Origin of the sequence: Synechocystis sp. FACHB-383 (genome assembly GCF_014698605.1) — a bacterium.
GTDB classification, from domain to species: Bacteria; Cyanobacteriota; Cyanobacteriia; order Cyanobacteriales; family Microcystaceae; genus Synechocystis; species Synechocystis salina.
The window spans coordinates 39,243-62,636 of the sequence record NZ_JACJTJ010000021.1 but is presented as its reverse complement, the minus strand read 5'-3'; the positions used below and the strand labels follow the sequence as shown (position 1 = coordinate 62,636).

The window sequence follows — 23,394 nt, the reverse complement described above, 5'->3', positions numbered from 1 at the left end:
GGCGATCGCCGTTGATCCCCATTAAATTCCTTCAGGGTAAAAATCCGTCTCAGGGGAAGTCTCAGCGCTGCCCCCATGGTCTGCAGGGGGAGGGGAGGAAACGGACGGCGGATCCTGGAGGAGGGATTTCACTTGGTCCACCACGGTGCTGAGTTTGCCCTCGTTTAATAGGCCATTGAGCAGGGTGAGGCCACTGGTGGAAAGCAGTAATTTATTAATATCCCCGGCGTTACTGCCGTTGCCATTGGTCCCATTCAATCCAGGGAAGGAATAAATGCGGGATTCCCCCAAGACCCCAGGTTGGGGCGCCAATGCTTTGATCAGATCCGGCAGTTGGGTGACCAGTTCCGGCCAGATGGTTTTCAATAGTTCGGCGCTGCGGTTGGCATTACTCAGGCTGTTTTGGGCTGCGATGATGGCCCTCTGTCCCTCCGCTTCGGCCATGGCTTTGTGACGGTTGGCATCGGCCAGGGTACGGATAGATTCCGCTTCCAATTCTGCTGCTTGCCTAGCACTTTCTGCCTGACGCCGCCGCCGAAACACGTCAATTTCCACCACGTTTTGTTCCGCAATGCGATGTTGCTGGGCATCCTGTTGGGCCACAATCACCGCCAATTTTTGGGAGCGTTCCGCCGCTTCCACTTCCTGGGCCGTAATGACGCCGGATTCCGCCTCGGCCCGCAGAGCTTCCGCCTCCAACCGTTCCTTTTGTTTATTGGCAATGGCGATCGCCGCTGTTTGTTCAGTAATTTGGGTTTTTTGTTCCGCTAGGGCAATTTCTGCCTTGGCCTGTAGTTGGGAAGCTTCAATGGTTTTCTGCCGTTGGATTTCCGCCACTTCCGCTTCCTGTTTTTGTAACGCCTGGGCCACCTTTAATTCCTTATTCCGTTCCTCCAGGGCGATCGCCGACGCAATTTGACTATTTTGAATGGCCAATTCTTTTTGAATCCGTTCTTCCTCCACTGCCTGTTCCTGGAGAATTTTATTCCGTTCCTTTTTCGCCTCTTCCCGGTCTTTGGCCTCTTGGATTTCCCGTTGCTGCTGTGCTTCTTGGGATTCTAATTCCTTCCTTTGGGCTAACTTTAATAATTCAATTTCTTTTTGTTGGGTAATATTGGCATCTTCCTGCTCCCGCTTGATGGCTAAACTTTTTTTCTCCGCTTCCAATTCTCCTTGTTCAATGGCCACCCTGGTGGTTAATTCCACCTCCCGTTTTTGTTGAATCGACCGTTGGATTGTTTCCGTTCTCAGCCGCACCCCCTGGGCATCGAAAAAGTTATTTTCGTCGTAGGTATCACTTTCTTCAATTTCGGAAATGGCAATGTTATTGAGGGTTAAACCAACTTTGCGTAAATCCCCTTGGATTAAGTTCAATACCTCATCGGCAAAGCCCAATTTATCCGAATCTAATTCAGCTAGTTTTTTCTTTTTCGCCGCCGCCCGGATGGCGTCATCAGCCCGTTTTTCCAGGGCATCTTTGATATCTGCTTCAGAAATTTGCCCTTTTTTAGAAAGCCTGGCCGCCGCCGTTAAAATTTCGTTGCGGTTGGGGGTAATGCAGACGTAAAAAGTCACCCGCATATTGGCCCGCATGTAGTCCTGGGTCCGCACGGCCAAATTCCCCGCCCGCACCACGTCAATGGAAATTTCCCGCAGGGACACCCTGGTAATTTCGTGGAAACCGGGAATGACAATACAGCCCCCGTGGAGAATCACCATTTGCTCTTTTTTGAAAACGCCGCCGGTTCTAACCAAAGCTTCGTTATTGGGGGCAATGACGTAAAAACGGGTGTAGAGAAAGATGGTTACTAAAATTAAAAAGATGACGGAGATAATCACCACCGGAAAGACCAACAGAGGTGATAAACCACCGAGGGCAGAATCATTGTTGTTGAACGTTTGGTTGGGATCCTGGGCAATGATTAATTCTCCAGAAGTTGGGCGAGTTTCCACCGTGGCAATTAGGGGTGCGCCGTTGGCTGGCAGGGTGGGCAAAGTCTGGAGAAATTCAAACCAAAATTTACTGTGCATGATATGCCTCCGGAGGGCAAAAATAGCAGTTGTGCAACGTTAAGCATTGGTTAACCAAAATTTGGCAATGTAACCCAAAGCCTTAACCCCATCTCGCCAATTGATTTTCTTTCCTTCGGCAAAGGTACGGCCATAATAGGCCACCCCCACTTCATAAATTCGCCATCGCCTTGGCGATCGGGTTACCTTCATTGTAAATTCAACTTCAAAACCGAAATCACTACAGGTTAAGCGCAGGTCTTCCAAAACTTCCCGCCGAAACATTTTGTAACAAACTTCAATGTCACTGAGGTTAATATTACAGACCAAATCAATCAAACTGGTGATCAATTTATTGCCCAAATAATGATGAAAATAGAGCACTCGATGGGGATTGCCATAGAAGCGGGAACCGTACACCACATCGGCCCAACCGCCATCGATTAACTTCCACATGGGTTCCCAATCCTCGGGGTCGTATTCCAAATCCGCATCTTGGATAATCAACACATCCCCAGTGGCCGCCGCAAAGGCTGTTCTCAAAGCGCCTCCCTTACCCTGGTTCTGGCGATGAAAAATCACTTTCACTTCCCACTCCGTTGCCATCACAAAGCTATGCCCTTGGCGATCGCCATTGGTTTCCGCCGATGGGGCCAGGGGAAAACATTGAAACTGGCCGGCTAAATTGAGGTTGGCCAGAACAGGATGCTGTTCCGGATCGCCAAAGGTATCCACCAACCATTCTCTTGTACCATCCTTAGAACCATCGTCCACCATGACAATTTCCTTCGGTACTTCCGGCAACACCATGGTAATTTTTTTCAGGATCTTTTCAATGGTTTGAATTTCGTTATAAATCGGAATGATGACCGAAAGCTTCATGGAAATTGGCTTAGTTAAGAAAAACAGAAGAAAATATAGAGAGGAAAATCCTTGGCAATGGGGAAGTCTCACCCACCCTCGGCACCCTAAGAGTTATATCATTTGAAGAGAGGCTATTCGGAAAATTGAAGCCTATTTTTAGTCAGAATTAACAGGAAGTAAGTTTTAGAGAATGCAATTTATTGATCAAGCGGAGATTGAAGTGCAGGGCGGTAAAGGCGGCGATGGCATGGTGTCCTTTCGGCGGGAAAAGTATGTGCCAGCGGGGGGGCCTTCCGGCGGCAATGGGGGACGGGGCGGCTCAGTGATTTTTGAAGCGGATGCCAATCTACAAACCCTGTTGGATTTTCGCTATGCGAGAATTTTTAAAGCCGATGACGGGAAAAAAGGCGGCTCCAGCAATTGCACCGGGGCCAACGGCAAAGATGTGGTGGTGCAAGTTCCCTGTGGCACCATGGTTTATGACTTGGAGCAGGACTGCCTGCTGGGGGATTTGATCAGCCCTGGGCAACGGCTTTGTGTGGCGGCGGGGGGCAAAGGTGGTTTGGGCAATCAGCATTTCCTTAGTAACCGTAACCGGGCCCCAGAGTATGCCCTGCCGGGATTGGAAGGGGAACAGCGACAACTGCGGCTTGAGCTTAAACTGCTGGCGGAAGTGGGCATTATCGGTTTGCCCAATGCGGGGAAATCCACCCTCATTGCGGCTTTATCGGCGGCTCGCCCTAAAATTGCCGATTATCCCTTTACTACCCTGGTGCCCAATTTGGGGGTGGTACGAAAACCGACGGGGGATGGCACCGTTTTTGCTGATATTCCAGGGCTCATCGAAGGGGCGGCGGCGGGCATTGGCCTGGGGCACGAATTTCTGCGCCATATTGAACGGACTCGTTTACTGCTCCATGTGTTGGATGTGACCGCTGGGGACCCGATCGCCAATTTTCGGGTGATTCAACAGGAGTTGGAGGCCTATGGCCGGGGACTGATGGAAAAACCCCAAATCATTGCTCTGAATAAAATTGATGCCCTGGACGAAGAAATGATCAGGGAAATTGAAGCGGAATTACAACGATTCAGCGGTGTCCCCTGTTTGCACATTTCGGCGGCCACCCGTAGAGGCTTGGATAACTTGATGCAACTGGTGTGGCAATGGCTCGATGAAATGGCCGCAGCGGACGCAGAAGCCCAAAGGTTGCTGGAGCTGGAATTACAGGCCCAGGCGGAACTGAATAACCCTTTCAACTCTGACGTACCCATTGACGGGGTAACTTACTCAAGCTAAAAGGGAAAGAAAGGTAAAGAATTGTAAACCTAGTTGATTATCCGAGAAAATCCTATGAGTGAAGAACTACAACCGAACCAAACCCCCGTGCAGGAAGACCCCAAATTTGGCTTCAACAACTATGCAGAAAAGCTGAATGGCCGGGCCGCCATGGTGGGATTTCTACTCATTTTGGTGATTGAATATTTCACTAACCAAGGGGTATTGGCCTGGTTGGGACTACGGTAATCGGTTGGGACAATTGACCCATATCTACGGCTACCATGGTTGATGCACCAAACTAAATCGACCTAATTTACCGCCCAAAAGTTAAAAATTAGTTAAAAATTGTCCTTCATACCCCGGAGCTTGCCAAATACCCGCGCTGGCTCCGTAAGTCCCACCTGGGCTTGAATAGCTGGGTTGTCCCACCGCAGAAATGGATTGGTGCGTTTTTCTGTGCCTAACCAAGACGGTACGGTGGCCTGTCCCCGTTGGCGATCGCCTTGCACTGTTTGGAATCGTTCCTGGAGGTCGCCATTGTCGGGGTCAACGGTGAGGGCAAATTTGAGATTACCTAGGGTATATTCGTGGGCGCACCACAGCCGGGTTTGATCCGGTAATTGTCGTAATTTGCCAATGGATTGCACCATCTGGGCCGGGGTCCCTTCAAATAAACGGCCACAGCCCCCGGCAAAAATAGTGTCGCCGCAAAATAAATCCCCTGTAGTTTCGCCGGTTCCAGGAGCAAAGTAATAGGCAATGTGGGCCCTGGTGTGTCCGGGGACAAAATAGACTGTTGCTTCCCTACCAGCAAACTTCAGGCGATCGCCATCTTGGAGAAAAATCGTTTGGCCCGGAATGCGCCCTTCGTCTTCTGCCCCGCCGTAAATTTCTAGGTTTGGATATTGGGCTAATAATTCCCGATTGGCCCCTACATGGTCCCAGTGATGATGGGTGTTGTAAATGGCTACTAAATCAGCCTCCAATTTTTGTAGGTATTCCAATACAGGTTTAGCTACCGCTGGATCTACCACTGCGGCCTGATGCTTCTGGCGATCGTGGAGTAGGAAAATATAGTTATCGGCCAGGACGGATAAGCGATGAATATCCATATAACTTGGGGTTTGCGGACTGAATGGTTATGCCCATCCTAACCGTGCCAAGGCTAACCAAAATTACAATTCCCAAGCCACCACTTTACCCTTGAGGCTGTGGCCCCACCAAGGACTGTTATAGGCAGAAGTTTGCAAAGCCCCCCTCTGTAAAGTCCAAGGCAGACCGGGATCAAACAAAATTCGCGGCGGATTAACCTGGGATAGGCCCAAGCATTGCCGGGGATTGGTGCTCAAGGCCTGCCACAGTTCAGTGGGGGTTACGAGACCCTTTTCCACTAACCCTTGCCACAAACAGGGCAAAACCAATTCGTAGCCGATCGCCCCGGGGGGAGTTTCCGCAAAGGTCTGGGTTTTTTCTTCATAGGTAAAGGCTTGGTGGTCCACCGCAATGGCATCAATGACACCGTTTTTAATCCCGTCAATCAGCGCTAAGCGATCGCCTTCGTTGCCTAGGGGAGGGTCAAAGCGCAAATTAGGATCATAGTGGGGCGTGTGGGGCGGTAAACCATGGGCGATCGCCTCGTTACTGAGCAAAAGATGGTGCCAATTGACGCTGGCAGTGCAGTTTAACCCCTGACTTTTGGCTTGGGCAATTAGTGCTACTCCCCGAGCAGTGGAAATACGCATCAGGTGTACGGGGGTCGGATAATGGGGCAACAATTCCAGCAAACTGGCGATCGCCGCCGCTTCGGACATCACCGGATCCGGTGGCAACCCCAATTGAATCGCCAATGGTCCTTCCCGCATCACCCCATTACCCCGCAGGGAACTATGGAGGGGAACCAGAGCTAGAGGCTTGCCGACCATGGCCCCATATTCCAAAGCCCGCTGTAATAGGCGCCAATCTGCAATGGCCCCCCCATCGCTGAAACCAATTACCCCGGCTTGGCTTAATTCTCCCCACTCAGTTAACTGTTTACCTTGGTTGCCTTGGGTGACGCTTCCCCACCAGTGGCATTGGACTGTGGCCCCATCTTCCCCCTGCTCCTGAGGATGGGCATTTATCCCTGCCATCTGATTTAACCGTTGCTCCAACCACTGCAAAGTTTGGGGTCGGTCCAGGGGGGGATCCATGGTGGGCAAAATGGCAACGTCCCTAAAGCCGCCGGCGATCGCCGTTTGCAGTAATTGGCTGAGGGTTTCCCGGTCTTCGTGGCCAGGCTCACCGCTGTAGCTATACAGGTCTGCCAGACTGGGGGCCAAGAGTAAATTGTCTCCGGGGATCACCACCGCATCCGTTGGTATGGGGTAAGAATCATCCTCTACGGCCACAATGGCCTTGCCCCGTACCATCACCGTCACCCGTGTTTCCGTGCCCTGCATGGGATCTAGGCAACGAACCTGGGGTCGACATTGCGTTTCCATTTAACCTTTTAACCTCGGGGGAACGACGCCACAAAAATCCCCCTAAAATCCTAGCAAAGTTGGGCAACCTTTCCGGATTCTGGGGGTTAACTGTACTTTTTATGCTTGGTCAATCAAAGGCTAGTCTTCAAAGGCGATCTCCACCCCTTTTTCTGTTTGACCATGTTCAACAATATCGAGCCCCACTTTTTCCTGGGACGGTTTTACCCTTAACATGCCCCAAAGGTCTAGTAGGTAGAAAAGGAAAAACATGGTGATGAAGGCCCAAAAGGGGATCACCAAGGAGCCAACGATCTGGGCACTGAGTTTATGTTCAACGTTGGTGCTAAAAATGCCCACGGCAATACCGCCCCAAATGCCGCATAAACCGTGCACAGGCCAAGCTCCCACCCCGTCGTCAATACGTAGACGGTCTAACAGCTTCGTGCCCAGCACTGACAAAACGCCTGCCACCACCCCAATGGCGATCGCCGACCAGTTACTAACGGTGTCACAACTGGCGGTAATGCCCACCAGACCGCCCAAAATGCCATTGAGGGTCACCAGTAAGTTGGCTTTATGTTTAGCTTCCGTAATCCAGTCGAAGGCGAGGGCTGCCAATCCTCCCGCCGCTGCGGACAGGGTGGTGTTCACCGCAATTAACATGGTGGTATTGGTGTTTAGAGCCCCCACAAAGGCCAATTGACTACCGGGATTAAAGCCATACCAGCCCACCCAGAGAATAAACACCCCCAGGGAACTGGAAGTAATCCCCTGGTAACCTAGACTGTTAATTTTGTTGCCCTCAAAACGGCCAATGCGGGGCCCCATCACCACCACGGCGGCCAGGGCAGCAAATCCCCCCACCGCGTGCACCAGAATGGAACCGGCAAAATCATGGAATCCCAATTGATCAAGCCAGCCTCCCCCCCACTTCCAGTGGCCACTAATGGGATAGACCAACCCGGTAATGACAGCGGAGTAAATTAGGTAGGCTTTGAAATACATCCTCCCCATTACCGCCCCGGAGACAATGGTGGCCGCCGTGGCCGCAAAGGCTGCTTGGAACAACCAATCAACTTGGGGGCTGAGGCCTTCAACGTTGTTTGGGGTGTTGGCAATGCCAAAGCCACTCCAGCCAAAAAAGCCACCCAACACTGGGGTTTCTCCGTACATTAGACTGTAACCAAAGAGGAAGTAAAGTAATACTCCTACACAAACATCAAAAGTGTTCTTAAAGAGCACATTAACTGTATTTTTGTGGGAAGACAGTCCCGCCTCCAACATGGCAAAGCCAGCCTGCATGAACAGTACTAAAACCGCTGCGGCCAGTAAGAATAGATTATTAACTGCATAGGTAACTTCTGCAATGGAAATGGTTTCTGTTTGGGCCTGGGCCACCCCGACAAATAAAAATGCCAGCATAGCGCCCAGGGCATAACGGGCAAGGGGAAAAATTTTGAGTTTCATTGCCTGTACTAAATCAACTCCCTGGAAAAAGTGAGATTTTTCTTAAGATTGCATCTTAGGAGGGAATGAATTGTTCACCACCAACTTTTGTCACCGTTTGCCAACAATTTATAAAATCAGGAAAAGCAGTACGCCGATGATATTTGGGTTCCACTCTAGTGAGTAGGGGGAAGTACACGCTAAACTGGGAAGGAGAGGAATTGATCCTCTTCTGCAAAGCTTGCATTGGCAGGAACGCTCTATGGGACCAGCTTCCCTCCTGGTGGTAGATGACGATCCCGATAATTTTGATGTTATTGATGCCCTCCTAGCGGATCGGGGTTATGAGCTTAACTACGCCGACAGTGGCCAACAGGCCATTGACAGTCTAGATACCTTTCAGCCAGACCTCTTGTTGCTCGACGTTATGATGCCGGGGCTGAGTGGCATTGAGGTTTGCCGAGCGGTCCGTGCTTCGGCTCGGTGGCGTGCCCTGCCAATAATTATGGTTACGGCCCTAGACAGTAAACTCAGTTTGGCCAATTGTTTGGCGGCGGGGGCCGATGATTTTATTTCCAAGCCTTTGAATGGTTTGGAATTGCAAGCCCGTATCCAGGCCATGTTGCGCCTGAAGCACCAGTACGATGCCCTAGGGAATTTACTGCAACAACGGGAATCGATGGTGCACATGATTGTCCATGATTTGCGTAACCCCCTCACCAATTTGATTTTGGGGATACAAATTTTGCAGAGGAGCCATTATGATCCTCCCTTGCCCACAGAAAAGCTCGGTCGCCTGCTTCATGCCGGGCAACAAATCCAGCATTTAGTGGACGATATGTTGGTGGTGTCCAAACAGGAGCATGGCAAAATTCGCCTGGACTATCAAGAAGTGGACCTGTTGGCATTGGTTGCAACTGTGCTGGATGATTACGAGGCGATCGCCAGCCAAAAGCAATTGACCCTAGTAAGGGAATGGGAAGACAGACCCCTGGTTGCCAAAATAGACCCCCCCATTTTCCAGCGCATTATCAGCAATTTGCTCAGCAATGCGATTAAGTTTTCCCCTACGGGTGGCAAAGTAGAGGTGGCGATCGTCACGGAGGACAAGAATAAAATCACCATCTGCTTCATTGACCAAGGGCCAGGCATTAAGGACGAACTTAAACTAAAAATTTTTGAGCCCTACGAGGTGGGCACCATCATGCCCAACATTGCCCAAATTGGCTTGGGTCTGGCATTCTGTAAGATGATGAGCGAAGCCCATGGCGGTGCCATCACAGTGCAAGATAATCAACCCAAGGGAGCCATTCTTTCCCTGACATTGCCCCAACATCCTCCGGTGCCGATCGGTTGGGTGCCCCATGGCCAATGGGGGGAAGCGGCGGTCGATAACAGTAAAGAAGGGGGCCACAGGATTACCAAGGTCAACTCCGACCAAGGGCCGGTGGGTTTAGAGTAGATTCACAATTCGACAAACACTAGCAACTATGCCAGCGGAGGGCAGATTTTATTATGTTTAAGCATTGCCTCATTTGTACAGATTTTTCCGATGGACTGCAACGACTAGCGGGCTTTGTGGAAGAACTTTCCCTCTGTGGCATCAGTAAGCTAATTTTTCTCCACACCGTTTCTGTCTGGGAAGATGAGCACCTGGCCAATGTGGATGAAAGTAAGCTCAAGGAAGCCAAAATTTATCTGGAATCCCTAGTGGGTCAGGTGCCGGCAGGGGTGGAAGTGAAGGTGGAAGTATCCTCCGTGCGATACCTAGATTTGGTGAACCAGTTGGTGGAAAGGGAAGCCATTGATGTGATTATTAATGGCATGCCGGTGCGGAGCAATTTGGAGTCAAAGCTTTTCGGTAGCCACACCCTTTCCTTGGCCAAGTCCACCAAGGTACCGGTGATGATCCTACGGCCCCAATTGATCACCACCTACACGGTGGAAGAAATGGCTTTGCGTTGTCAACATCTCTGGCGAAATTTACTGGTGCCCTATGATGCCAGTTCCGCTGGTAACTATCTGGTGGAAAGGTTAAAAACTTCCTTAGAAAAGGCCCCTCCTGGTAAAGTGCAGTCCTGTTATTTTCTCTCTATTTTGGAAGATGGTATCCGTCGTCCAGAACTGATGGAAAATCGTCGTCAGGAAGCTGAGGAAAAATTGGCCATGCTGAAACAGGAATTTAGCTCCCTAGTGCCGGATATTGTCACAGAAGTACGCCATGGTAACCCTGTGCAGGAAATTCTCGACACTGCCTTTGTCAATGATATTACGGCGATCGCCGTGGCTAGTCACCGGACTACGTTGCTGGATTGGACGGTACCTAGTTTGACGGATAACATTTTGAACCGCAGTTGGTTTCCCCTCCTATTTTTTTCCCCTAAAGGTTAGGGAAATGCTCAAAGTTCCCCCTTTAAAAGGGGGATTTTACACTGACCATGTAATTTCCCAAAGAGCATCTAAACAACAACTTCTCCAAATTTCAGACTGGTTTTAAAGAAGAATTGCACTTAAACCAAGCCCCAACCCCTAGTTACCCTGATTAGCAACGAACTGGTTAACCAGAGCTATATCAATGTCTAACTCTTGAGCAATTTCTGTGGTCGTTAGTCCCAGCTTTCTCAGCAGGGGAATAGTTTCCAATTTGCCTTTGAGCAAGCCCCGCTGTTCTCCTTTAAGCAAGCCCTGCTGTTCTCCTTCCTGTAAAATCTCTTGATAAACGGCTGATTCCTTCATAATTTCGCTCCTTAAAATCGTTTTGATAAACTCTGGCGACAGCACAAGTCCTCCAAAAACAGAGGTTGCTGTCATCAGGTTCGCCTTGACTCGACGATCTCTAATCCGGTCCAAAGCCGTTGCCACCTCCTTCAATTTTACTGTCGGGTCAGGGTTTTGGGTCAATATGGCCAGAGGCAATAACCCTAGGCTTTCCATAAATATGTCTGAAGATTGCTCCCAGAGCCGAATAACTTGATAGCGATGTACTGTCTCCCCCAGCTGAAAACTGTCTTGATAAACGAAATCGCTGCTACTAGGTTTTAGATAGACAACAAACTGATACATTGTCTTCCGGGGAAAGCGACGATAAACCCGGACTCGATAGTCCAACATCCGAAAGCCCATATTTTCGTCCGGTTCCGTTTGGAATTCCAAATGCAAAACCAGATCATCAGACTGTTCCAGAATCAGGGAATCAGCCCGAATTGGTTCCAGGGAAAGTTCCGTTGGACTCAGTTTGGTTAATTTGATTGGTCGTCCTAGCAACCAAGCTGCATAGTCTTCGGAAAAAGATTCTGCGAGAAATTTACAGAGGTTGTCAAACACAATCAAGCCAAAACGTCTTTGCCGTTGTCTTCCGGTGTGAGATGGATCCCGTTCAAGAAATACTTGATGCCGCTTTCGTCAATGATATTACGGCGATCGCCGTGGCTAGTCACCGGACTACGTTGTTAGATTGGACGGTACCCAGTTTGACGGATAACATTTTGAACCGCAGTTGGTTTCCCCTCCTGTTTTTCTCCCCCAAAGGTTAACAGTAATTAGAGAAAAACAAAGTCTAGCCAGCTAAATTTTCCTACACACAAATACGAAAAAAAATCCCCACCTCGGCAAAACGAAAGTGGGGATATTACTTGTGGGAAAACTGAGGGATTAAATTGCAGTTGCTCCATTCAGGTCTACACCGAAAATATTAGCTTGGGCGATCGCCTCGGGAGATCCGGCGGCAACAACGCTGGAGGAAAGCCAATTCCAATCGGAACTAGAGTTCCAAATACCAATTTGGTTAGTGTCGAGGTTTTGCCACAGCACTTGATTGATACCCTGTACGGTTTCCGCCGCTAGGGCCTGCCAGTTGCCCAGGTTATTCTCAAAGACTTCCCCTAGGTATTTAATTGGGGTTGTTAAGCCATCCCCGGTTTGGGCGTAGTAATTACCCAGGATGCCTTCCAGCAGACTAACATTGCCCTTGGTTTCCACATTTGTCAGGCGATCGCCTAACAGTCCATCTTCATTAAGGTCAATTTGGAAGGTAACTTCCGCCGCAAGGGTTTTAAAGGAATCAGGAGTCCAGGTTTGAGAGGAAAGCCAGTTCCAATCAGCATCGGCATTCCACAGCCCAAATTGGTCAGTGTCAGAATTTTGCCAGAGGACTTGATTCATTCCGTCCACAGTTTCCGCCTCCAGGATTTGCCAATTACCAAAGGTGCCGGCTACCAAGGGCTGGTCTTCGTACTTCAGGCTCACTTCCATGCCATTGGGCAGTTCAACAAAGAACAAACCATCTTTAGCCACAGTCCCAATCTCGTTGGCGATGGGATCAATTACCGTATCTTCCCGGAAAGCTAGATTTTGAATGCGGGTATCAAATGCCGGGGCAGTGTCCGCTTGGTTGAAAGCAGTGGCGGGGGTATTGAAGTTGGCCGCCAAGTATTCGGCCAGGGCATCCTGTTCAGAGCCATCGGGCGCAAAGGTGGCTAAGCCGGTACGGGGAGCATCGGCAGCTAAGCTCAAATCAACTAAGTTAGCAGATTCGCCACTGGGGAAGGGATAACCATCGCCACCGCCAGCGAGGAAGCCCAGGGTAACCATGCGGAAGGTTCGGCTGGGATCTCCCACCAATTGACCATCTTTAACCACCACATCTAGGTCTTTGCCGGTTTCATCTTCGATCGCCAGGGAAAGAACCCGATTGCCTGGGGCTCGGTTGAGGTCAAAACTGAAAGCAAATCCACTAACTTGGGGAAAACGACCCTGTTGGTTACTACCATCGCTGGCTGCTATGCCGTGTTCCACTAGGGCCAATAACTCAGCGGCGGTTACGGTAATTAGACTTAGTCTATTGTTGAAACTAAGGGCATTGGCAATGTCCGTTTCGGAAATTCCTCCCTCAGGTTTAACCACATTACCATCGCCATCGGTAACCGCTTCGTTGGGTAGTCGCTCCGGTACCCCAGTGCCCCCAGCGGGAACGACAACTCGACCAATATCACCCCGGATGCCGCCGCCATTTTTAAGGGAAATGACCACGGAGGAATCAATGGTTTTGGCGATCGCCAGGTTGGCATCAGCGGTGAGGTTACCGAGGTTGGTTTCCTGTTGGCGAACTGCGGGTCGCAGACCTTCGAGGTAAACATTGGATAGCCCAAAGACATTACTCTCCTTGGCGACGATGACTGTGCGCAATTGGTCCACAATGGCTTGGACTTCTTGATCTATCAGACCGGCGGCATTTAGATCTGCCACCCCTTGGTCATCGGTGGCATAAACTCCACTAATCAGAGGGTCATAGCTTTCGGGAATAATGACCCCCTCCGCATCAAAGTCAATTACGAGGCGGCCGACATATTTATAATTGCCGTCGGTATTAACCACTGCCACAGGGTTACCATCGGCCCCGGTTTTGATGATGGGGTAAATTCCCTGGGCCGTATCCCCCGCCCGCAGGCGATCGTTTTCATCCACCAAGCGGGTATTGGAACCACCGGCCACAATAATGTCCACATGGCTGAGGCGGGAAGCCAATTCCTGCTCAATGGCAATTTGTTGCATGTGGGCCAGCAAAACGACCTTGTTCAGCCCGGGATTAGCCAACAGCAGAGCATCCACATCCGCTTGGATAATAGCCGCGAGGGCATCCAACTCTGCCGCCGTGGGAGTGCCACCAAAGGGACTGGGCAAAACCCCCACATCGCCGGGGCTAGAAATTGTCCTCAGGGTTGGGGTGGTGGCCCCCACAATGCCAATTTTTTCCCCGTTGACAGTGATGACAGTGCTGGCAGCAATTTTGCCAGGGATGGTACTGGCTTCCTGGCCATCCGCTGTGAGCAAAGGGGTTAGATTGCCATCGGTGCTGAAGTCTAGATTACTGCTGAGGTAGGGAAAGTTTGCTCCGGGGAAGTTATCCGCCGGGTCTCCCCCAATCAAGTCGGCGATCAACGCAGTGCCTAGGTCAAATTCGTGGTTGCCAAAGGCGATCGCCTGGAAACCTAACTCGTTTTGAATCAGAATATCCGCCCGACCTACACCGCCAAAGATGTCCTGGGAAGCACTGAAGAACAGACCAGGAATATAGGCATCCCCAGAGGAGAGAATGAGGTTATTGGTAAAACCGGCAATACCGTCATTGTCAATGTCCTGTTGTAGTAAGGCATTGAGCACAGCAGAAAACCGGGGCGCATCATCCAACGCAGGGACTCCCCCTTCCTGGTCAGAGGCATGGAATAACTGCAATTTGAAGGGCTGGGGGGTAGGGACATTAACCTCAAAAATGGCAGTGGTTTGACTCACTTCATTGCTCACCACCAACAGCGGCTTACCGTTGGGACTATCGGCGGCATCGATGAAAATTAACCCTTCTGGGCCGGAATCGGTCAAATTAGACTCCGGATCGACGCTGAAATCCCGGGGATTAATATATTGAATAAACTCGGGGGATTGGGGGTTGGTTACGTCGTAAACCATAACGCCGCCAATGCGTTCTAGTCCCACAAAGGCATAGGTACGGCCGTCGATGGTGCCCACTGTCACCCCTTCTGGCTCAGGCCCTTTATTATCACTGCGGTTATCGAAACTATTGTTGTTGTTGCTGGCATTGAAAAAATCCGGTATGGATTCAGCGACAATCCGTTCAAAATCTTCGCCACTGTCGTAGACCAAATTACCGTTGCTATCCCAAATGGAGAAAGAACGGGCACCAAAAACATAGAGTTCATCAAAATCCCCGTCCCCATCAATATCCCCAAATTTGGTGGTTACGGTCAGACGACCAAGGTTGGCATCTGCCTGTAACTCTACGGCATTGGGAAATGCAGTTGGGTCTAGAATTAAATCCTTAACGCGAGCTTCTTCCAAAAAAATATCCCCTTCTCCATCAAACGGAGAGGGAAAAATATCATCGTCAGAAGGGCGGTTGCGGGCGTCCCCTTCGTTGGCAGTGATGTAATAGGTCTGGCCACCGACGGTAAAGGAAGCAATGCTGTCGGGCATATACATGCCGAAAATGGGCCAATTTTGAATATTAATCCCCCCATCCCGATCGCTCGCATCCAAGCCATTACCAGGCAAGCTGTGGTCCTTGAACCCCAGGGGCAAAATTGCTTCCACTGTGGCACTGGCAATGTCAACCACCGCAATGGCATTATTTTCTTGCAGAGTTACCCAGGCTTTGCTGCCATCTCCGTTGAAAGCAATATATTCCGGCTCCACATCTTCTGCTACGGTGCTATTCCGGACAAAATTACCATTTTCATCAAAAATCTGACCAAAAAGTCTCACCCCAGCGGCCAGTAAGTCGGCTTTTTGGGCATTAAAACTATCAAAAGTAGCAGTCTGGGCAACTAAATTGGTAAAACCACCGGTGATATCGACAATACTTACCGAACCCACGGGGTCCACTGTATAGCCTTCGTTTGGCTCCCCTTCATTGGCGGTTAAAACCTTGGTGCCATCGGGGCTAAAGGTGACCATATCGGGTAAAAAGCCCACCAGCACTTTACCCAGGAAATTGCCAGTGGCTGTATCGAAAAACTGTATTTGACCCGCTTCCTGATTGTTCAAATCATCCCGAATGGCCAAGGATACGGCCACAATCCCTGCGCTGGGGGTACCGGCTTTACCCACCGCCACACTGTTAGGTGCAGGGCTAAAACCGGCGGGTAGGCCGTCGAAATTCAGCGCCAGATCCCCCAGCTTGGTGGGGTTGGTGGGATTGGTTAAATCTAAAATTTCGATCACGGAGCCCGCCACCACAAATAGGCGCTTAGTGCTGGGGTCAAAGGCCGGAATTTCTGCCCCATTACTGCTGGCAAAGCCACCAATTTTGCTTATCAAACTAACGCCGTTGTTAATGGTCATAATTGCTTCGGGAATTTCTCAATCAGGAAAAATGGAGGAAAATTTTGGACTTGGGTTGGCGATCGCCGACGGACAGTTCACCTAGTCCCCGCTACAGTTTTTCACAGACAAATTAAGAAAAACTTATGATTAGGCTATGGAAAGGTTAAGTAAAACGCTTAGTTCAGGATAAGGATTGAAGAAAACCCGCCATTGTCAACGGGGAACGAAAAAGCTAAGCTCAAGGGCGGCGCATTGCCCTGACAATTTGGAGTAAATTCCTCGGCAATATCGATAATTCTGAAAAATCCTTAAACTATCTATGCAACAACGTGGCGTGACAATCTGGTTAACGGGACTGAGTGGAGCAGGCAAAACCACCATCACCCAGGCGTTAGAGAAAAAATTACGGGATAGTGGTTACCGTCTAGAAGTGCTAGATGGAGACGTGGTGCGCACCAATTTGACCAAGGGTCTGGGTTTTAGTAAGGAAGACCGGGATACCAACATTCGCCGCATCGGTTTTGTTTCCCATTTGCTTACCCGCAACGGTGTGATTGTGCTGGTTTCTGCCATTTCCCCCTACGAAGCCATCCGCCAGGAAGTGAAACAGACCATTGGTGACTTTTTAGAAGTGTTTGTTAATGCGCCCTTGGCCGTTTGTGAACAACGGGACGTTAAGGGTTTATATGCCAAAGCCCGCAGTGGGGAAATTAAAGGCTTCACCGGCATTGATGACCCCTATGACCCCCCCAGCAATCCCGATGTGGAATGCCGCACCGATCTAGAAGAACTGGATGAAAGCGTCAACAAGATCTGGCAAAAGTTGGTCGATTTACAATACATCGAAGGTTGAACCAATTGGCCTTTATTTGGGGAACAGGGGACTGGGAATCGATGGGCAATAATCAATTTTTTTCTGAAACAGGGGCCCGTTGCCAAGATGGACTCCCTAATTGTGCTGGCCAAGCTCCCATAGCCCTGGGGGAAATGTGTTGATGGGTTCCGGTGGCAAGGCAATCTTTCTAGGTGGGGGATTCCTTGCGCTAGGATTAACTTTGGTTAATATCGATCGCCAGGGGATTAGGTCTGATTAACCAGACTAGTCCCCCATAAAGTTGAATAATTTCCTAGTCGCAAATCTTGCAATGGAGGCAATGAATAGCAGTGAATCCCATTGAGTTGATTCAAAAGGGCGGCGTGGCCATGTGGCCCCTGATTCTCTTATCGGTGTTGTCCGTCAGTACGATCATCGAAAGGTTGTGGTTTTGGGGGCAAATTCTCCTCAAAAGTTCCCAGACTGCTTCCCGCATTTTGGACACGGCGGCCCGGGATTGGGACACGGCCATTCGGGTAGCCCAGGATAATCGGCGTTTCCCCATTGCTAAATACCTACTGGCACCGTTGCGCTTGCCCCACCCAGACCCGGAGGTTTTTCACTTGGCCCTGGAGTCGGCGGCCGATGACCAACTGGCCCTCATGCGGCGGGGAGACAAAATCCTGGAAGCGATCATTGCCCTTGCGCCCCTGTTAGGTTTGTTAGGAACGGTGTTGGGGCTAATCCAGTCCCTCAGTTCCATCCAAATTAGTGATTTGGGAACCGCTTCCACCGCTGGGGTTACCCTGGGGATTGGGGAGTCCTTGATTTCCACGGCGACGGGGTTAATCGTGGCGATCGTCAGCTTGGCTTTTTATCGACTCTTTCAGGGTTTATGGTTCAACCAAATGCGAGTGTTTCGCAAGGCCGGCAGTGAACTGGAAGTGCTCTATCGTCAACGTTGGTTTGAGGAAGAAATGGCCTACGACGAAAGCATGGCCCCCACCTCGGAAGCGGAAAGCATGCCCCAGGAATCCTACTAGTTTTCCTTGCTGGAGTTGTATCCTTTCCCCATCTGAGGTTGCACAACTTAGTTTCGGTTCCCATTTTGCAGTCGTTAGTATGGTTACGGAGTTCCCCCACCGTTGTGAATCTGTAATCAAAGCCTGTTCTGCCCCTCTCCCCTTTCTCTAAAATCCCCATGGCATCTTCCCCTAAAGTTCCCCGGTCTACCCGTCGGCTCCAGGCCTTGCACCATCCCACCAGGCCCCTTTCCCTCTGGCAAGATAGTCAACATGACCAGGGGGAAGTGCGCATTGAGATCATTCCTTTAATTGATGTAATTTTCTGTATTCTCACTTTCTTCATCCTGGGGGCGGTGGGGCTATCCCGGCAACAGGCGATTAGTTTGGACCTGCCCAGGGCCAGCACCGGGGCCCCGCAGATGCGGGAAATGTTTATGGTGAGCTTGGATGATCTGGGGCAACTGTATGTGGAAAAACAGCCAGTGAGCCAGGAGCAGATGGTCAGTGCCCTGCAAAATTACCACCAATACAATCCCAGCGGTTTGATTGTGCTGCATGCTTCCCGCAATGCTAGTTATAACGATGTGGTGCAGTTACTAGATATTCTCCGCACTGTAGGTGGCGATCGGGTGGCCCTGGCTACCTTACCCGGCGATGGCCAAACTCCCCCAGGCATGAGTCCCAATGGTTTTAATGATCCCAACTTGGGAATGCCGGGCATGACTCCGGGCAATGCTTTCCCCAATAGTCCCACCCCTGGAATGCCCAATTTCAATAATCTAAATCCTGGTGGTTCCGGTGCAGGCACCCCTAATTTTAGTAATACTCCCCTGCCCGGTATGCCCGATGCCAATGGCAATATGTCCCCCAACCCCGGCATGAATCCCGGTTTTCCCGGTGGAGGCACCATGAACCCTGCCCCCAATTCCCAGTCCCCCAATTTACCTGGGATGGGTAACACTACCCCCAATGCCCCCCAACAGTAATTGGTTGAAACTGCATTGTCCATGATTTCGGCTCGACAATTGGCCTTTTTAGTTCTGCGGGACATTGATCGCCGGGATAGTTACACTGATGTGGCCATTGACCGGGCTCTGCAAAAACATTCATTGTCTCCTCCCGATCGCCGTTTATGTACGGAATTGGTGTACGGAGTGGTACGCCGGCAGAGAACTTTGGATTGCTTGATAGAATCCCTTGGCGATCGCCCGATTAGTAAACAACCCCCGGATTTAAGACGGATTGTGCACCTGGGGCTATATCAATTGGGTTATTTGGATCAGATTCCGGCTTCGGCGGCGGTCAATACCAGTGTGGATTTGGCTAAGGCCAATGGTTTAAAGGGATTGAGCAAAGTTGTTAACGGTATGTTGCGGCGTTACCAACGGGGGCAGGAAGGGGGAGAAGAAGTTTTAGACCAGGGAAAAATCAGTTTAGGCGAAAAATATAGTTTCCCTGATTGGTTGGTGGATTTATTTGTACAAACCTGGGGCCAGGAAGAAACGGAAGCTCTGTGTGCTTATTTCAATCACAACCCCTCTTTAGATATCCGCATCAACCCCTTGCAAACCAGTCGGGAAGCAGTGGCCCAGATGTTGGAGTCCATGGACATTACCGCCACCGCCATGGCCGGTTTACCCCAGGGGTTAAGGTTGACCGGAAAAACCGGGGCCATCACCCAACTGCCAGGTTTTACAGAAGGTCTCTGGACTGTGCAGGATGCTAGTGCCCAATGGGTGGCCCAAATCCTCAATCCCCAACCGGGGGAAACTATTTTTGATGTTTGTGCAGCCCCCGGCGGTAAAACTACCCATATGGCTGAGTTGATGGGGGACCAGGGACAAATTTATGCCGGCGATCGCCATGGTTGGCGCTTACAAAAGTTGGCCGTTACCCAACAAAGATTAGGACTAACCAGCATCAAAACCTGGGAGGGGGATTTGATTCAACCAGGGACAAAACCTCCCATGGAGTTAGTAGACCGGGCCTTGCTAGATGTACCCTGCTCCGGGCTAGGAACTCTGCATCGCAATCCGGATCTACGTTGGCGACAAAATCCAGATACCATTGCCACCCTTTTACCCCTGCAACAATCTCTATTAACGGCGATCGCCCCTTTGGTGAAATCCGGCGGCACCCTGGTTTATTCCACCTGCACCTTGAACCCAGCGGAAAATGAAGCGCAAATTAAACAGTTTTTGCGAGACCATGAAGATTGGCGGGCGGAAAACTTTACCTGGATTAGTCCATCGGGAGATCCCCAGGCCATTACTGACGGTATGCTGACTATTCTTCCCCACCAACATCAGCAAGACGGATTTTTCATCGCAAATTTAAAGAAAGCTTAACAATCCTAACGGCGATCGGCCCTTCCCCCCACAATAGGAATAGTGAATCAAAATTCTGGTTAGGGAGTTAATGTCCTAAAAACAATACATGGGACTTATTGCTTGACCGGAAACTTTAGCTGAGTTAACTGTACCATTCCATCCCTGGGGGGTAATGCGCCATGACGAAAACCGCTAAAACTAAACAACTACTCAAAATTCTGATTGGGGCCGCCTGGCTAGATGGGGTAATCCAAGTGGAAGAAAGGCAATATCTACGTCGCTTAGCAGCGGAATACAAAGTAGAAAATGATCCGGAATTACAGGCCCTTTTATCAGAACTAAAATCCGTGGAAGCGCCCCAATGCTATGCCTGGGTGAATGAATATTTGGGGGATTATCCCAGTGAAGAGGAATATTCCGAATTGCTAGAAGCATTGAGTGGCTTGCTCTACAGCGACGGTGATATTCAAACCCAAGAAGCCCAGTTACTAGCTTCCCTGCAGGAATCCGATCCTGGCCATGGCCCCCCCAAATCATCCCTGGATAAATTTCTCGGCAAGGTTCAGCGGCTTTACCGTCGTGCCCTCCAAAAAGCTAGCTAAATTTTTGCAACTCTGGGATTTTCGGGAGAAAACATGATGACTTGGATGACGATCCCAAGCTTGGTTCTGGGGTTGGGAGTTTTGGTGGTGGGGGCAGAAATATTAGTTAAAGGGGCTTCCCGCATTGCCCTAATGTTCGGCATTTCCCCTTTGATCATTGGCCTCACCATTGTGGCCTATGGCACCAGTGCTCCGGAGTTAGTGGTGAGTTTGCAGGCGGTCTTTGCCGGCCAGGCCGATATTTCCATCGGCAATGTGGTGGGTAGTAATATCTTCAACATTTTGCTGATTTTGGGTGTCTGTGCCACCATTACTCCCCTGGTGGTGGCCCAACAACTGATTCGCTTAGACGTACCCATTTTAATTGCCGTCTCCGCCCTCTTAATGTTCTTTGCCCAGGATGGTCGAGTTAACCGTTTGGATGGATCAATTTTTGTCCTGGGGGCAATTCTCTACACCACTTTTTTGATTTTCCAGAGTCGGCGGGAAAAAAATCCGGAAATTGCCGAAGAATATGCCCAGGAGTTTGGCGAACCTGTGCCCAAAACTGGCCAGCAAATTATCAAGCAAGCTGCTTACATTGGGGCAGGCATGGGGCTATTGATCTTTGGTTCCCGTTGGTTAGTGGAAAGCTCCGTGGACATTGCCCGGGCCCTGGGCATTAGTGAGTTGGTCATTGGGCTAACTTTAGTTTCCTTGGGCACATCTCTGCCGGAGTTAGCTACTTCCGTGGTGGCCAGTTATCGGGGGGAGCGGGACATTGCTGTGGGGAATGTGGTCGGCAGTAATATTTTTAACATTCTGGCGGTGCTGGGTTTTGCGGCTAGCCTTTCCCCCACGGGGGTGGCCATTGCCCCGGCGGTGATTAAATTTGATTTGCCTGTGATGTTTGCAGTGGCGGTGATCTGTTTGCCGGTTTTTCTGACCGGAAGACTAATTTCCCGTTGGGAGGGAATCCTCTTTTTGGGCTATTACTTCTCCTATGCCACCTATTTAGTGTTAAGTGCCACTAGCAACGAAAATCTCTCCCTCTTCACCGATATCATCCTGTTTATTGTCATTCCAGCAACGGCGATCGCCTTGGGGCTGTCCATTATTCCCAATCTGTTCAAGGGCACCAAAACGGCACCGAAATCAGATAGCGACTGAAGTTTGTTGAGTGTCAGACAAATTAAGAAAAAACACTACATTGCTGGCTAGCAATCATACCAGTGGGGGCAAAAATTACCCCATAGACAAAATTGGCTTGCCAGGGAAAATAATTTACCTTGGGCGAGATGCTCCCATTCCTTTAAGCAAATAGATTAGGGGGAATGTTCAACACAGGGAACTTCATGGGTAAAAACGTTAAGCTAAAACAGAACTGGGCGCTCTGCCTGGGGTTGGCTGTTTGGGAGCAAATTGTTTGCCATGTTACGTCTCATCACCCAGTCCGGTGACATTGTTCAGGAGTTGCGACGTTTACATCATCGTCCCGTCCTTTCCCCCTGGCCGGTGATGGCAAAGGTGGTGGCGGCGATGGAACATTGGGCTACCGTTAGCCAGGATTCTCCCCCCAGGGTTAGTGGGGCTGAGTTGGATGCGGCCTATCAACGTATTAGCCAGGAAAAATTGTTGGTGATTCGCCAGGCTTGCAACGCCCTAGAGCAGGTTTACCGTCCGCAATTGCCCAAGGCCCAAGTGAGCTTTCCGGAAGATGGCACAGTGCGGGGGCAAAGGTTTTACCCGGTGAGAAGGGCTGGTTTTTATCTGGAGACCAAAAGGGGTGATGCCCTGGGCAATTTACTCCGCCAAGGAATTTTGGCCAAGACTGTGGGGGTAGGGGAACGGGTTTTGGTGACGGAAACCATTAGCCCGACTATTTTGGTGGCGGCCCAGGAAATGGGCATTGAAGAAATTTATCTAGCTGCCGGGGTGCCGGCGATCGCCATGTTGACCTGGGGGGCAAAAAATATTGCTCCGGTGGAGTCCATTACGGGGGCAGGATCTCCAGAGGTAATGGCGGCCAAACAATTGGTGAGTGGTGTGGTGACCATTGACCAAACCCTAGTCAGGACAAATTTGATGGTGCTAGCGGACGGTGAAGCCAACGGGCAATGGCTAGCCCTAGATTTGTTGGCCCATGCCGAACAATATCCCAATGCCAGCGCAGTGCTACTAACCGATCGCCTGGAGTTGGGGGAAGAAGTCATCCAATCGGTGAATCGCTATTGTCGGGAGCAGGAACATTCTGTGCATACGGAAAAGGCCCTGGCCCATTATGGCCTAGTGGCGATCGTGGAAGACCTGGAAGCCTGTGGAAATTGGGTCAATGAGTTCAGCCCCCATATTTTACTGTTGGCCATGGTGGACCCCTGGACCATGGTGGAAAAAGTCCAGCGAGCCAGGGAAATTTACATCGGCCACCACAGTCCGAGCATTTTGGGTCATTACCTAAGTGGGGCTGCCCGTCTGCAAACCCAGGATGGGGGCGTGGCCTCAGCTAGTGAACTGGCTTTCCATTGTTTTCTGCGCTCCAGTCAACTACTAGACTACGGCAATACTCTGCCACCTCCGTGGTTGAAGGATTTAGTTAATTGGCAGGGTCTAACGGCGATCGAAGAACGTTTGGGGCAACTGGATCGACTCAATGAGGATTAGGTAAAGCAAATTTTACCTAGACTTTTTCAGTTCTGGAACCATAAATTCCATCTATTGCCCTGCGCCAAGACGGAGTAGTAAAGACT

General features: G+C 50.3%; 19 protein-coding genes. 12 read left to right on the top strand and 7 right to left on the bottom strand.

The window, feature by feature from the left end; all coding sequences use genetic code 11:
• Positions 1 to 21: 21 nt before the first annotated feature.
• Together H6G45_RS04870 and H6G45_RS04865 are read right to left on the bottom strand one after the other, a co-directional pair.
• The gene (locus tag H6G45_RS04870; RefSeq protein ID WP_347338247.1) at positions 22 to 2,031 is read right to left on the bottom strand and encodes a flotillin family protein; all 2,010 of its coding nucleotides are present in this window, start codon (positions 2,029 to 2,031) and stop codon (positions 22 to 24) included.
• 39 nt (positions 2,032 to 2,070) lie between these two features.
• The gene (locus H6G45_RS04865; RefSeq protein ID WP_190597146.1) at positions 2,071 to 2,892 is read right to left on the bottom strand and encodes a glycosyltransferase family 2 protein; all 822 of its coding nucleotides are present in this window, start codon (positions 2,890 to 2,892) and stop codon (positions 2,071 to 2,073) included.
• 172 nt (positions 2,893 to 3,064) lie between these two features.
• On the opposite strand from H6G45_RS04865, the gene obgE reads away from it, so the two are divergent.
• Positions 3,065 to 4,171 (top strand): GTPase ObgE, encoded by a 1,107-nt coding sequence (obgE, locus tag H6G45_RS04860; RefSeq protein ID WP_190597145.1) that lies wholly within the window; start codon positions 3,065 to 3,067, stop codon positions 4,169 to 4,171.
• Positions 4,172 to 4,225: 54 nt separating this feature from the next.
• Positions 4,226 to 4,399: a chlorophyll a/b-binding protein gene (locus tag H6G45_RS04855; RefSeq protein ID WP_010871578.1), complete on the top strand. Its 174-nt coding sequence runs from the start codon at positions 4,226 to 4,228 to the stop codon at positions 4,397 to 4,399.
• 92 nt (positions 4,400 to 4,491) lie between these two features.
• On the opposite strand, the gene gloB is transcribed toward H6G45_RS04855, so the two are convergent.
• The 3 genes from gloB to H6G45_RS04840 all read right to left on the bottom strand — a co-directional run bounded on the left by gloB (position 4,492) and on the right by H6G45_RS04840 (position 8,082).
• Positions 4,492 to 5,265 carry a hydroxyacylglutathione hydrolase gene (gene gloB / locus H6G45_RS04850; protein ID WP_190597143.1) on the bottom strand — a complete coding sequence of 258 codons (774 nt, stop codon included), beginning with the start codon at positions 5,263 to 5,265 and terminating at the stop codon, positions 4,492 to 4,494.
• A gap of 63 nt (positions 5,266 to 5,328) precedes the next feature.
• A complete protein-coding gene (locus H6G45_RS04845) occupies positions 5,329 to 6,633 on the bottom strand; it encodes a dihydroorotase (protein ID WP_190597141.1) in 1,305 nt (434 codons plus the stop codon).
• Positions 6,634 to 6,753: 120 nt separating this feature from the next.
• Positions 6,754 to 8,082, bottom strand: a complete 1,329-nt coding sequence (locus H6G45_RS04840; protein ID WP_190597138.1) for an ammonium transporter — start codon at positions 8,080 to 8,082, stop codon at positions 6,754 to 6,756.
• A 241-nt stretch (positions 8,083 to 8,323) separates the two neighbouring features.
• Between H6G45_RS04840 and H6G45_RS04835 the strand changes: the two genes are divergently transcribed.
• Complete coding sequence (locus H6G45_RS04835; RefSeq protein ID WP_190597136.1) at positions 8,324 to 9,523, top strand: hybrid sensor histidine kinase/response regulator; 1,200 nt, start codon at positions 8,324 to 8,326, stop codon at positions 9,521 to 9,523.
• Between the two features lie 53 nt (positions 9,524 to 9,576).
• Complete coding sequence (locus tag H6G45_RS04830) at positions 9,577 to 10,452, top strand: universal stress protein (protein WP_190597135.1); 876 nt, start codon at positions 9,577 to 9,579, stop codon at positions 10,450 to 10,452.
• Positions 10,453 to 10,590: 138 nt separating this feature from the next.
• On the opposite strand, the gene H6G45_RS04825 is transcribed toward H6G45_RS04830, so the two are convergent.
• Complete coding sequence (locus H6G45_RS04825) at positions 10,591 to 11,385, bottom strand: Rpn family recombination-promoting nuclease/putative transposase (protein ID WP_190597133.1); 795 nt, start codon at positions 11,383 to 11,385, stop codon at positions 10,591 to 10,593.
• A gap of 41 nt (positions 11,386 to 11,426) precedes the next feature.
• Between H6G45_RS04825 and H6G45_RS04820 the strand changes: the two genes are divergently transcribed.
• Complete coding sequence (locus H6G45_RS04820; protein ID WP_242018048.1) at positions 11,427 to 11,594, top strand: universal stress protein; 168 nt, start codon at positions 11,427 to 11,429, stop codon at positions 11,592 to 11,594.
• Positions 11,595 to 11,712: 118 nt separating this feature from the next.
• On the opposite strand, the gene H6G45_RS04815 is transcribed toward H6G45_RS04820, so the two are convergent.
• Positions 11,713 to 15,915, bottom strand: a complete 4,203-nt coding sequence (locus H6G45_RS04815; RefSeq protein WP_190597131.1) for a choice-of-anchor I family protein — start codon at positions 15,913 to 15,915, stop codon at positions 11,713 to 11,715.
• A gap of 301 nt (positions 15,916 to 16,216) precedes the next feature.
• On the opposite strand from H6G45_RS04815, the gene cysC reads away from it, so the two are divergent.
• The 7 genes from cysC to H6G45_RS04780 all read left to right on the top strand — a co-directional run bounded on the left by cysC (position 16,217) and on the right by H6G45_RS04780 (position 23,308).
• Positions 16,217 to 16,750 carry an adenylyl-sulfate kinase gene (gene cysC / locus H6G45_RS04810; protein WP_190597129.1) on the top strand — a complete coding sequence of 178 codons (534 nt, stop codon included), beginning with the start codon at positions 16,217 to 16,219 and terminating at the stop codon, positions 16,748 to 16,750.
• Positions 16,751 to 17,061: 311 nt separating this feature from the next.
• Entirely contained in the window at positions 17,062 to 17,754 is a 693-nt protein-coding gene (locus H6G45_RS04805; RefSeq protein WP_190597127.1) for a MotA/TolQ/ExbB proton channel family protein, read from the top strand.
• A 158-nt stretch (positions 17,755 to 17,912) separates the two neighbouring features.
• Complete coding sequence (locus H6G45_RS04800; protein WP_190597125.1) at positions 17,913 to 18,722, top strand: biopolymer transporter ExbD; 810 nt, start codon at positions 17,913 to 17,915, stop codon at positions 18,720 to 18,722.
• A 21-nt stretch (positions 18,723 to 18,743) separates the two neighbouring features.
• Positions 18,744 to 20,084, top strand: a complete 1,341-nt coding sequence (locus H6G45_RS04795) for a 16S rRNA (cytosine(967)-C(5))-methyltransferase (protein ID WP_190597124.1) — start codon at positions 18,744 to 18,746, stop codon at positions 20,082 to 20,084.
• A 161-nt stretch (positions 20,085 to 20,245) separates the two neighbouring features.
• Positions 20,246 to 20,668, top strand: coding sequence for a TerB family tellurite resistance protein (locus H6G45_RS04790; RefSeq protein ID WP_190597122.1), 423 nt, complete (start codon positions 20,246 to 20,248; stop codon positions 20,666 to 20,668).
• A gap of 36 nt (positions 20,669 to 20,704) precedes the next feature.
• A complete protein-coding gene (locus H6G45_RS04785; protein ID WP_190597120.1) occupies positions 20,705 to 21,817 on the top strand; it encodes a calcium/sodium antiporter in 1,113 nt (370 codons plus the stop codon).
• Between the two features lie 261 nt (positions 21,818 to 22,078).
• Positions 22,079 to 23,308 (top strand): histidinol dehydrogenase, encoded by a 1,230-nt coding sequence (locus H6G45_RS04780; protein ID WP_190597118.1) that lies wholly within the window; start codon positions 22,079 to 22,081, stop codon positions 23,306 to 23,308.
• Positions 23,309 to 23,394 lie beyond the last annotated feature (86 nt).

Excerpts from the sequence above, each read along its gene's own strand:
- gloB (WP_190597143.1), bottom strand. The coding sequence starts at position 5,265 with ATGGATATTCATCGCTTATCCGTCCTGGCCGATAACTATATTTTCCTA.
- cysC (WP_190597129.1), top strand. The coding sequence starts at position 16,217 with ATGCAACAACGTGGCGTGACAATCTGGTTAACGGGACTGAGTGGAGCA.
- H6G45_RS04855 (WP_010871578.1), top strand. The coding sequence starts at position 4,226 with ATGAGTGAAGAACTACAACCGAACCAAACCCCCGTGCAGGAAGACCCC.
- H6G45_RS04815 (WP_190597131.1), bottom strand. The coding sequence starts at position 15,915 with ATGACCATTAACAACGGCGTTAGTTTGATAAGCAAAATTGGTGGCTTT.
- H6G45_RS04800 (WP_190597125.1), top strand. The coding sequence starts at position 17,913 with ATGGCATCTTCCCCTAAAGTTCCCCGGTCTACCCGTCGGCTCCAGGCC.
- H6G45_RS04830 (WP_190597135.1), top strand. The coding sequence starts at position 9,577 with ATGTTTAAGCATTGCCTCATTTGTACAGATTTTTCCGATGGACTGCAA.
- H6G45_RS04845 (WP_190597141.1), bottom strand. The coding sequence starts at position 6,633 with ATGGAAACGCAATGTCGACCCCAGGTTCGTTGCCTAGATCCCATGCAG.
- H6G45_RS04835 (WP_190597136.1), top strand. The coding sequence starts at position 8,324 with ATGGGACCAGCTTCCCTCCTGGTGGTAGATGACGATCCCGATAATTTT.
- H6G45_RS04780 (WP_190597118.1), top strand. The coding sequence starts at position 22,079 with ATGTTACGTCTCATCACCCAGTCCGGTGACATTGTTCAGGAGTTGCGA.
- H6G45_RS04865 (WP_190597146.1), bottom strand. The coding sequence starts at position 2,892 with ATGAAGCTTTCGGTCATCATTCCGATTTATAACGAAATTCAAACCATT.
- H6G45_RS04790 (WP_190597122.1), top strand. The coding sequence starts at position 20,246 with ATGACGAAAACCGCTAAAACTAAACAACTACTCAAAATTCTGATTGGG.
- obgE (WP_190597145.1), top strand. The coding sequence starts at position 3,065 with ATGCAATTTATTGATCAAGCGGAGATTGAAGTGCAGGGCGGTAAAGGC.
- H6G45_RS04840 (WP_190597138.1), bottom strand. The coding sequence starts at position 8,082 with ATGAAACTCAAAATTTTTCCCCTTGCCCGTTATGCCCTGGGCGCTATG.
- H6G45_RS04795 (WP_190597124.1), top strand. The coding sequence starts at position 18,744 with ATGATTTCGGCTCGACAATTGGCCTTTTTAGTTCTGCGGGACATTGAT.
- H6G45_RS04870 (WP_347338247.1), bottom strand. The coding sequence starts at position 2,031 with ATGCACAGTAAATTTTGGTTTGAATTTCTCCAGACTTTGCCCACCCTG.
- H6G45_RS04820 (WP_242018048.1), top strand. The coding sequence starts at position 11,427 with ATGGATCCCGTTCAAGAAATACTTGATGCCGCTTTCGTCAATGATATT.
- H6G45_RS04785 (WP_190597120.1), top strand. The coding sequence starts at position 20,705 with ATGACTTGGATGACGATCCCAAGCTTGGTTCTGGGGTTGGGAGTTTTG.